The sequence below is a fragment of the Kitasatospora sp. NPDC057512 genome (assembly GCF_042802135.1).
GTDB lineage: Bacteria > Actinomycetota > Actinomycetes > Streptomycetales > Streptomycetaceae > Kitasatospora.
The window spans coordinates 1-10,261 of sequence record NZ_JBHVET010000267.1 but is presented as its reverse complement, the minus strand read 5'-3'; the positions used below and the strand labels follow the sequence as shown (position 1 = coordinate 10,261).

Genomic DNA, 10,261 nt, shown 5'->3' with positions numbered 1-10,261 from the left:
CGACCAGGTCGTACGTGACGCCCTCGTGCACCGCCGAGGCCTGCGCCGCGGCCATCCCGGCGGCCCGGTCGCAGCGGGCGGCCTCCCGCCTCTCGGCCACCGTCGGATCGCAGCTCACCCCGACCCAGAGCACGTCCAGGCCCTCCAGTGCCGACCGCCACCGGGCCTGCGAAGCGGTGCCGCCGAGGAACACCTCGTCCACCACGATCCGGGCCCCGGCCCGGGCCATCGCCGCGACCCCGAGCGTCCAGGCGGCGTCCAGGGCGGCGAAGACCGGGCCGACCTCGACCGTCCCGCCCCCGTCCTCCAGCCCGCCGATGCCCTCGCCGCCGGTGCGCAGCGACGGCGGCAGCGCCTCGACCATGGTGTCCGCGCCGAGGTGCAGCCAGGGGTCCGGCAGCAGCTCCTGCAGGCGCAGGGCGATGCTCGACTTGCCGGAACTGGACCCGCCGTTGAGAACGATCACACGCATGCGCGGAGCCTACGGCCGCACACCCCACGTCGTCGCGGCGTTATTCCCGGGGCGCCGGCCGGGGTGACACCGTGGATCACGCGGCCCCGACCGCCCCCACCGCCGCCGCCCCGGACTACGCCGCCCCCGCCGCGAAGGCCGCCGCCGCGGCCGTGAAGGAGGTGGCCAGCGCCGGTGCGCCCGCCCAGTGCAGGTGCAGGTAGGAGGCGTGCACGTTGCCGCTCGCGAAGCCCTCGGTGCGGGGGCCGGTCGGCAGGCGCCAGCCCCAGGCGGGGAGTTCGCCCGCGCCGGGCTCGCAGACCGTGCGGTGGAACTCGTGGCCGCGCAGTCTGGTGCCGGCCGGGGCCAGTGGAGAGTCGTGCAGGGCGACCGCCTCCCGGTAGCCGAGGGTGAGGCGTTCGGTCATCCGGGCGCCGGCGGGCAGCACGCCGCACATCGGCAGGCCGTCCAACTCCCGTCCCAGGTAGAGCAGTCCGGCGCACTCGGCGGAGATCGGCCCGCCCGTGGCGGCGAACGCGGCGATGGCGGCGCGCAGCGGGGCGTTGCCGCTCAGCTCGCGGACGTACAGCTCGGGGAAGCCGCCACCGATGACCAGGCCGGCCGTCCCGGCGGGCAGCGAGGAGGCGTGCAGCGGGTCGAACGGAACCACCTCCGCGCCCGCCGCGCCGAGCAGTTCGGCGTTCTCGGCGTACGAGAAGGAGAAGGCCGCGCCGCCCGCCACGGCGATCCGGGGCCGGCCGGCCACCGGGGTGACCTCGGCCGACGGGTCCCAGGGTTCGGCGTCCAACTCCGGTGCGGTCCGGGCGAGTTCGAGTACGGCGTCCAAGTCGACCGAGGAGGCGACCAGTTCACCCATGTCGGCGACGGCCCGGAGGGCCTCCGCCGAGCGCTCCACCGCCGGGATCAGCCCGAGGTGGCGGGACGGTGTGGCGACCGCCGTCGAGCGGCGCAGCGCGCCCAGCACCGGTACGCCGGAGCCCTCCTCCAGGGCCTCGCGCAGCAGGTGCTCGTGCCGGTCGGAGGCGACCCGGTTGAGGATCACCCCGGCGAGCCGCACCTGCGGGTCCCAGGAGGCGAAGCCGTGCACCAGCGCGGCCACCGAGCGGGACTGCGAGGAGCCGTCCACCACCAGCACCACCGGTGCCCGCAGCAGCTTGGCGACGTGCGCGGTGGAGGCCAGCTCCCCGCGTCCGGAGGCCCCGTCGAACAGGCCCATGACCCCCTCGACGACGGCGACGTCCGCCCCCGCCGCGCCGTGCAGGAACAGCGGCGCGATCCGCTCCGGCCCGCACATGAAGGCGTCCAGGTTGCGGCCAGGGCGCCCGGCGGCGAGCGCGTGGTAGCCCGGGTCGATGTAGTCGGGGCCGACCTTGTGCGGCGACACCGCCAGCCCGCGCGCGGCGAGCGCCGCGATCAGGCCGGTGGCGACGGTGGTCTTGCCGGCGCCCGAGGAGGGCGCGGCGACGACGAGGCGGGGGATGTTGCTCAACGGCCTACCACTCGATACCGCGCTGGCCCTTGCGGCCGGCGTCCATGGGGTGCTTGACCTTGGTCATCTCGGTGACCAGGTCGGCGAATCCGGTCAGCGCCTCGGGCGCGTACCGGCCGGTGATGACGACGTGCTGGCTGCCCGGGCGGTCCTTGAGCACGGCCACCACCTCGTCCGGGTCGACCCACCCCCAGTGCATCGGGTAGGTGAACTCGTCCAGCACGTAGAAGCGGTAGGCCTCGGCCGCGAGGTCGCGCTTGACCTGCTCCCAGCCCTCCTTGGCCGCCTCCTCGCTGGACATCTCCTGCTCGGCGGAGCGCTGGATCCAGGACCAGCCGGAGCCCATCTTGTGCCAGTCGACGGTGCCGCCCTCGCCGGAGGCGCCGAGCACGCGCAGCGCGTTCTCCTCGCCGACCTTCCACTTGGCGGACTTCACGAACTGGAACACCCCGACCGGCCAGCCCTGGTTCCAGGCCCGCAGCGCCATGCCGAACGCGGCCGTGGACTTGCCCTTGCCGGGGCCGGTGTGCACGGCGGTGATCGGCAGTGTGCGGCGCTGACGGGTCGTCAGGCCGTCGTCGGGGACGCTCTCGGGGACTCCCTTGGGCATGTCGGCTCAGGCCGCCTTTCGCATCGAAGTGGTCAAACGGTTCGCGGAGCGGTCCGCGGCGCGGTTCTCGCGGACGAGCGAGGCCACGCCCTCGGCGCGCAGCTCGTCCAGGCTGACGGCGGTGCCGCCGAGCAGCCCGGCCAGGGTGCGGGCCAGGCCGAGGCGGACCGGGCCGGACTCGCAGTCCAGCACCACGCTCGCCGTGCCCTGCGCGGCGAACAGCGTGGCCGCGCGGCGCGATTGGGCGAGCGCGTCCCGCCCGCCGGTGGCCCGGCCGTCGGTCACCACGACCAGCAGCGGGCGCCGGCTCGGGTCGCGCAGCCGCTCCACCCGCAGCACCTCGTGGGCGCGCAGCAGGCCGGCGGCCAGCGGGGTCCGCCCGCCGGTGGGCAGCGACTCCAGCCGGGCCGCGCCGACCTCCACCGAGGAGGTGGGCGGCAGCGCCAGCTCGGCGCCCGAGCCCCGGAAGGTGATCATGCCGATCTTGTCGCGGCGCTGGTAGGCGTCCATCAGCAGCGACAGCACCGCGCCCTTGACGGCGGTCATCCGCTGCCGGGCGGCCATCGAGCCGGACGCGTCCACCACGAACAGCACCAGGTTGGACTCCCGTCCCTGGCGCACCTGTTCGCGGAAGTCGTCCTTGTGCACCACCAGCGCCCGCCCGCTGCGCCCGCGCGCGGCCTGGTGCGGCGCGGCGGCCTGGAGGGTCGCGGTCAGGTGCAGCCGGGCGAGCGCGCCCTGCGGGCGGCGGGCGCGGATGGTGTGCCCGCCGGTGGTCTCGGCGGGGGAGCGGCGGCCCTGGGCGCCGTGCCCGGTGCCCTTCACGGTGAACAGCCGCGTCCGGTACGGGTCCCCGGCCGCGACCGGCGCCGACTCCCGTGCGGGGGCCGGGTGTTGCGCCGGTACGGGCGGCTGCGCGGGCACCTCGGGGCCCTCGGAGGCGGGGTCCTCCGGCGAGGCGGCCTCGGGCGCCTCGGGGCCGCCGTCGGACGGCTCGGGCGCGCCGCCGCCGTCCGGACCGCCGCCGTCCGGGCCGCCCTCCGGCCCGCCGCCGTTGTCGTCGTCGCCGCCGCCGTCCGGTCCGGGGCCGTCGCCCTCGGGTTCCGGCTCCTCCTCCTGCTGCTGCGCGTGCTCCTCCAGCGTCCGGTCCAGCTGCTCCTCGTCCAGCCCGGGCGCGTCGAAGGGGTTGCGGCGGCGGCGGTGCGGCAGTGCCAGCTGGGCGGCCTTGCGGACGTCCTCCTCCAGCACCTCGGTGCGCCCGTCCCAGGCGGCCAGCGCGACGGCGGTGCGCGCCATCACGATGTCCGCGCGCAGCCCGTCCACCTCGAACGCGGCGCACACGGCGGTGATCTGACGCAGCGCCACATCGGTCAGCTCGACCTTGGGCAGCAACTCCCGTGCCGCGGTGATGCGTTCGGCGAGCGCCCGCTCCTCCTCGGCGAACCGCGCGGCGAAGCCGGCCGGGTCCGCGTCGTACCCGAGCCGGCGGCGGACCACCTCGGCGCGCTCGGCCGGGTCCCGGGTGGCGGCGATCTCGACGGTCAGGCCGAACCGGTCGAGCAGCTGCGGCCGCAGCTCGCCCTCCTCCGGGTTCATGGTGCCGACCAGCAGGAAGCGGGCCGCGTGCCGCACCGACACGCCCTCGCGCTCGACGTACGAGCGGCCCATCGCGGCGGCGTCCAGCAGCAGGTCCACCACGTGGTCCTGGAGCAGGTTCACCTCGTCGATGTAGAGCACGCCGCGGTGCGCCCGGGCGAGCAGTCCGGGCTCGTAGGCCTTGACGCCCTCGGCCAGCGCCCGCTCCAGGTCGAGCGAGCCGACGATCCGGTCCTCGGCCACGCCGACCGGCAACTCGACCAGCTGGGAAGGCCGTTCGTGGCTCTCGACGGCGGCGTGCGGCCCGTCCGGGCACTGCGGGTCGGGCGCGGCCGGGTCGCAGGCGAAGCGGCAGCCGTCGACGGTGGCGATGGACGGCAGCAGGCCGGCCAGCGCGCGCACCATGGTCGACTTCGCGGTGCCCTTCTCGCCGCGCACCAGCACGCCGCCCACGGCCGGGGAGACCGCGTTCAGCAGCAGCCCGAGCCGCAGGTCGGCCATGCCGACGATCGCGGTGAACGGATAGCGGACGTCACTCATGCCGTACCCCACTCCTGTCGTGCCTGACTCCGTGATCGTGCCCGGCCCTGCTGCCCCGCCCGGTTCGGCGGTCCTGCCCAGCGCTGCGCTACTCGGCTCATGCGTCACTCCCAGGGGCCCCGGGCGGGAGGAACGGCAGCGATCCGGCCGCCGGCACCCCGCCCTCGATCAGCTTCCACAGCGCGTCGGTGTCCGCGTGCTCCTCGATCAGGTCGCCCAGCCGGTCCAGCCGGGCCTCACGCGCCGCGGTGAAGGAGGTGTCCGGCGCCGGGACGAACGCCCGGCCGGACAACTCGGCGACCTCGCGCAGGAGTTCGCGGCGGAACCCGTCGTTCTCCAGCGCGCCGTGCCAGGTGGTGCCCCAGACCGGGCCGACCCGGCAGCCGTCCAGGAAGGGGCTGCCCCCCTCCACGGTCACCACCCCGTGGTGGATCTCGTAGCCCTCGACCCGCTGCCCGTACGCCTCGCCGACCGGCCGTGCCAGCACCTTCTCGACGCCGAACCGCACGTGCGTCGGCAGCAGGCCGAGGCCGTCGACGGCGCCCGCCTTCGACTCGACCTCGTCCACGATCGAGTGCGCCAGCATCTGGTAGCCGCCGCAGACCCCGAGGACCGGCAGTCCGGCCGCCGCCCGCGCCTTCAGGGCCGGCTCCAGGCCGCGCTCGCGCAGCCAGGCGAGGTCCGCGACGGTGGCCCGGGTGCCGGGCAGCACCACCAGGTCGGCGTCGGCCAGCTCCTCCGGCCTGGTCGCCCAGCGGACCAGCACGCCCGGCTCCTGCGCGAGCGCGTCCATGTCGGTGAAGTTGGACAGCCGGGGGAAGCGCACCACGGCCACCCGCAGCACGTCCGCGCCGAGCGGTCCGGGCCCGTCCGCCCGGTCCGCCACCGTGGACAGGTCCAGCGAGTCCTCGGCGTCCAGCCAGAGCCCGGGCAGCATCGGCAGCGTGCCCAGCACCGGACGGCCGGTCAGCTCGTGCAGCATCTCCAGCCCGGGCGCCAGCAGCCGCGCGTCGCCGCGGAACTTGTTGACGAACCAGCCCGCCACGTGCCGCTGGTCCTCCGCCGACAGCAGCGCCAGCGTCCCGTACATCGCCGCGAAGACCCCGCCGCGGTCGATGTCCCCGACCACCACCACCGGCAGGGCGGCGGCCGTGGCCAGGCCCATGTTGGCGATGTCGCGGTCGCGCAGGTTGATCTCGGCGGGCGATCCCGCGCCCTCGCAGACCACCACGTCGTAGCGGCCGCGCAGGTCGGCCAGGCACTCCAGGGCGCGCTCCAGCAGGACGGGCTTGCGCTCGCGGTAGTCCAGCGCGCCGACCTCGGCCACCGGCCGGCCGAGCAGCACCACCTGGCTGCGGCCGTCCGCGCCCGGCTTGAGCAGCACCGGGTTCATCGCCGCCTCCGGCTCCACCCGGGCGGCCTGTGCCTGCATCGCCTGGGCGCGGCCGATCTCGGCGCCGTCGGCGGTGACGAAGGAGTTGAGCGACATGTTCTGCGCCTTGAACGGCGCGACCCGTACGCCCTGGCGGGCGAGCCACCGGCAGATCCCGGCCGTCACTACGCTCTTGCCCGCGTCCGAGGTCGTCCCCGCGACCAGCAGTGCGTTGCTCATGCCCGTCCCCTCTTCAGCAGTGCCCGCAGCAGGACGTGCCCCGCGACCGTCGTACCCAGCGCCAGTGCGCCCACCCGCCGGGAGAGCGCGCAGGCCCGCTCGATGTCGTCCACCGTCACCGGCCGCAGCTCCGCCCCCAGCACAGGCCGGTGCTCCACCCGCTCCCCGTACCGCAGCGTCCCGCCCAGTCGTACGCCCACCGCGCCGGCGAACGCCGACTCGGCCTGGCCCGCGTTCGGGCTCGGGTGCGCGGAGCCGTCGCGCCGCCAGACCCGCCAGGCGGTCCGGGGCTCGGGGGCGGCGGCCACCGTCAGCAGCGCCGTCAGCCGGGCGCCCGGCCAGCCCGCCACGTCGTCCAGCCGGGCCGAGGCCCAGCCGAACCGGGCGAAGCGGGGCGAGCGGTGGCCCACCATGGCGTCCAGGGTGTTGACGGCGCGGAAGGCCAGCAGGCCGGGAGTGCCGGCCAGGGCGCCCCAGGTCAGCGCGTTCACCACGGCGTCGGCGGTGTTCTCGGCCACCGACTCGACCACCGCCCGGGCGATCTGCTGCCCGTCCAGCGCGCTCGGGTCCCGCCCGCACAGGTGCGGCAGCCGCTCCCGGGCGGCCGCGAGGTCGCCGGCGGCCAGCGAGCGGCCGATGGTGCGCGCCTCCCGGGTCAACGAGGTGCCGCCGAGCACCGTCCAGGTCGCGGCCGCCGCCAACGCCGCCCGGCCCAGCGGGCGCCGGCCCACCGTACGGTCCAGGGCGAGCGCTCCGGCCGCGACCGTACCCACGCACAGCGCGGTGTACCCGGCCCCGGCGGCGCGGCCGTCGCGCCACAGCCGCCGCTCCAGCCGGGTCGCGGCGCTGCCGAAGACGGCCACCGGGTGGCCCCGGCGGGGGTCGGCGAAGCGGGCGTCGGCGGCGTAGCCCGCAGCGGCGCCGAGCGCGAACACGGCGGCGCGGGCCAGCGGGCGCGAGGCGCGGGTCAGTGGGCCCCGAGCGCGGCCGGGCGGGCGCGGCGCAGGAGAGGGCGAAGGCGCGCGCGGGGTCATCGGCCGCACGGCGGAGGGCAGCTCGGAGTCCGGCCGGGCGGGGCAGCCTGCATCGCGTGCGTGTCCTCACTCAGGGTCCGCGCCCTGGATCGACGTGACGGCGGCGAGAGTCTCCTGGCTTCCGGGTCGAACGCACCCCCGGAGCCTTCCAGCGGCCGTCGACGGCCCGCCGTGGCGATGTTCCGAGCGTGCTCCCCGGTGACAGTGGCGGGACCGCGCCGGACTTCCACCGGCTTCCTCTCCATGCCTCCGTTTGGCCCCAGGATCCCATCACGGGCCCGAACCGGGAGTCAACCGAGGTCACGGAGGGGTTGGTCACACGGGGGCGCCGCTGACACCCCGTCGGATCGCCCGGCGCGGCCCCGCCCCGACCGCCCGCCACCGGTACCCCGCCACCGACACCCCCGAGCACCCCGGGACCGCCGCCCGGGTGACCCGGACGGCCCAGCCCGGTGGCCGGTCGGGCGGAGCGCCGGTGAACTGGGGCTCGAACACCGTCCGGTCCGTGAACAACATCCGTGAACAACGTCCGTGAACAACAGAGCGGGGAGCGAAATGCGTTGGGGAACCGCCGCCGTCGTGGCGGCCGCCGCGGTGGGGGCCGCCGTACTGGTGGTCGGCCGCCGGGCCTCCGAGCGGATGGTCCGTCCGGTGACCGCCGTCCAGGAGTCCGGACCGGTCCTGGTCCGGGCCCTCGCTCCCGGCCGGGTCACCTTCACCCGCAGCCCCGCGAGCCTGCGCCCCGGCCGCTGGGCGGTCGAGTGGGCGGACGGCGGGCACGCGGTCGTCGAGGAGGTCCTGCACGCCGACGAACAGGGCGTCACCCGCCGGCTGGCCCGCGCCGACCGGGGCACCCTCGCCCCCGGCACCGAGGTCCGCTTCACGCCCCGGGTCCACCTCGGCGACCCCACCGAGGCGCTCGGCCTGGCCTTCGCCGACACCGCCGCCGACGGAGAGCTCGGCGCCCTTCCCGCCTGGCGGCTCGACGGCAAGCGCGGCACCTGGGTGATCCTGGTGCACGGCCCCGGCGACGACCGCCGGCAGACCCTCCCGGTGCTCCCCGTCCTCGACCGGCTCGGCCTGCCCGCCCTCGCCGTCACCTACCGCGGCGACCGCGGCGCCCCCGCCTCCCCGGACGGGCTCAGCCACTTCGGCGAGACCGAGTGGCGCGACATCGAGGCGGCGGTCCGGCTGGCGCTCGACAGCGGCGCGGGCAAGGTGATCCTGTACGGCTGGTCCGTCGGCGCGACCATGGTGCTCCAGACCGTGGCCCGCTCCGCCTGGTCGCACGCCGTCCGCGGCCTGGTCCTCGACTCGCCCGTGCTCGACCTGCCCGCCTCCGCCCGCCGGGACGCCGCCCGGGCCGGCTTCCAGGGCGTCGCCGCCGAGCTCGGCGCCCTCGCCGCCGAGGGCCGCACCGGGGTCGACCTCGCCGACTTCGGCCGCATCGCCGACGGCACCGACCTGCGGGTGCCCACCCTCCTCCTGCACAGCCCCGAGGACCGGATCGCGCCCTTCGGCGCCGCCGAGAAGCTGGCCGCCGCCCGCCGCGACGTGGTGAGCCTCCAGCCCTTCCCCGGCGCCGACCACGCCACCCTCTGGAACACCGCCCCCGACCGCTACACCGAACTCCTCCGCCGCTGGCTCACCCCGCTCCTCTAGGGCGTGTGTTCACCCCCCCTGTGCGCGAGGGTGTTTTCGGCTGGTCCCCGCCGCTTTTCCCGGTGGGATTCCCCCCGTCCGGGAATGAACGTTCCTCCCATTCCGCCGGGCCTGCGCGAAAAGACGGCCCGGCCGACTTCCGGTGCGGCGCGATCCCGATCACCCCGCCCGCCATCCGTCCGGATTCGGGCTGGACAGTCCCGCCGGGCGCCGCCGGGGCTGATCGCCCCCGTTCGGGCCCCTCGACTGTCAGGAGCAATATTTGGCCCGGCTCCTTACCCCCCACCCGTACGCACGGTGACCGCCCGAGCATTCCCGGCAACCGGGCCGCCCCCCGTGGCATGGGCAGGTCACACGTTTCCGGCCAGGCGGTTTGCCGTTGTTGCCCGATCTTGCGGAGGTGCCACCGGCGGTCGCCCGGTCGTACGGACAACCGGATGTGACAGAAGGCCGGTACAAGGGGAAGACTGCTCGACGTGACGTCTCGGAACCCGCGCGACCGTGATGCCCCGCTCCCGCCGACGATCGGTACCGGTGCGACGGTGACCCGTCTCCCCGGAACGGCCCAACGGCCCGCCGGTGGCAGGCCGGGCGGGGCGGGAGTCCCCCGTAACGCAGTACCCCGGCGACGAGGGCCCGCTCCGGCCCCCGGGCGGGGCAGGGTTCCCGTGCCGGAGGGCTTCCCGGCACCCTCCGAGCTGGCGCCGCTGGCCCGCCGGATGCTGGTGGACGCCGTCCGGGTCGCCCGCTGGGCCGGTGAGCTGGCCGAGGTCGACAAGCGCGGCGAGCTGCTCCCGGACGACGCCCGCGCGGCGGGCCGGGCCCTGGCCATGACGGTCGGCGCCGCCGCCAAGGCCTGGGGGCAGGCGCTGCTGGTGGGCCTGGTGGAGGCCAGGGACGGCGGAGCCGGCCCCGGCTGGCGCCTGCACGCCTGGGAGCACGACGACGAGGCCGTGGTGCGCGGCTGGTCGGCGATGTTCGACGCCTGGACCCTGCTCGCCCCGGTGCCGCCCGCGGCGCTGCGCGGCGTCTTCGCCGTCCTGGCCGGGCAGGCCGTGGACCAGGCCCCGCAGCTGCTCTCCTTCCTGCACCTGGTGGACGGCCCGGTCGCCGAGAGCGAGCTGCTGGAGCTGCTGCGCCGCGGCCTGGACGAGCGCCGGGTCGGCACCGGCCGGAGGCCAATCAGCTGCTGCACCATCTGGCCGCCGGGTACGCCCGGATGACCACGCTGGTCGACAACGTGCTC

Annotated in this window: 8 protein-coding genes and 1 riboswitch; of the genes, 2 read left to right on the top strand and 6 right to left on the bottom strand. The window is 76.2% G+C overall.

Annotated features, from left to right (window positions below):
* The 6 genes from ACFU6K_RS18895 to ACFU6K_RS18870 all read right to left on the bottom strand — a co-directional run.
* Positions 1-472, bottom strand: a 472-nt coding sequence (locus tag ACFU6K_RS18895; protein WP_380664417.1) for an AAA family ATPase, incomplete at its 3' end; no start/stop codon positions are given.
* Between the two features lie 115 nt (positions 473-587).
* Positions 588-1,961 (bottom strand): cobyrinate a,c-diamide synthase, encoded by a 1,374-nt coding sequence (locus ACFU6K_RS18890; RefSeq protein ID WP_380664415.1) that lies wholly within the window; start codon positions 1,959-1,961, stop codon positions 588-590.
* 4 nt (positions 1,962-1,965) lie between these two features.
* Positions 1,966-2,571: a cob(I)yrinic acid a,c-diamide adenosyltransferase gene (gene cobO, locus ACFU6K_RS18885; protein WP_380664413.1), complete on the bottom strand. Its 606-nt coding sequence runs from the start codon at positions 2,569-2,571 to the stop codon at positions 1,966-1,968.
* Between the two features lie 6 nt (positions 2,572-2,577).
* Positions 2,578-4,707: a putative cobaltochelatase gene (locus tag ACFU6K_RS18880; protein WP_380664411.1), complete on the bottom strand. Its 2,130-nt coding sequence runs from the start codon at positions 4,705-4,707 to the stop codon at positions 2,578-2,580.
* A gap of 97 nt (positions 4,708-4,804) precedes the next feature.
* Positions 4,805-6,319, bottom strand: a complete 1,515-nt coding sequence (locus tag ACFU6K_RS18875; protein WP_380664409.1) for a cobyric acid synthase — start codon at positions 6,317-6,319, stop codon at positions 4,805-4,807.
* Positions 6,316-7,254: a cobalamin biosynthesis protein gene (locus ACFU6K_RS18870; protein WP_380664407.1), complete on the bottom strand. Its 939-nt coding sequence runs from the start codon at positions 7,252-7,254 to the stop codon at positions 6,316-6,318. The genes ACFU6K_RS18875 and ACFU6K_RS18870 overlap by 4 nt, the downstream gene beginning before the upstream one ends.
* A gap of 206 nt (positions 7,255-7,460) precedes the next feature.
* A riboswitch (cobalamin riboswitch) is annotated at positions 7,461-7,594 on the bottom strand.
* A 314-nt stretch (positions 7,595-7,908) separates the two neighbouring features.
* On the opposite strand from ACFU6K_RS18870, the gene ACFU6K_RS18865 reads away from it, so the two are divergent.
* The gene (locus tag ACFU6K_RS18865; RefSeq protein WP_380664405.1) at positions 7,909-9,015 is read left to right on the top strand and encodes an alpha/beta hydrolase family protein; all 1,107 of its coding nucleotides are present in this window, start codon (positions 7,909-7,911) and stop codon (positions 9,013-9,015) included.
* Positions 9,016-9,683: 668 nt separating this feature from the next.
* Positions 9,684-10,238 carry a hypothetical protein gene (locus ACFU6K_RS18860; protein ID WP_380664403.1) on the top strand — a complete coding sequence of 185 codons (555 nt, stop codon included), beginning with the start codon at positions 9,684-9,686 and terminating at the stop codon, positions 10,236-10,238.
* Positions 10,239-10,261 lie beyond the last annotated feature (23 nt).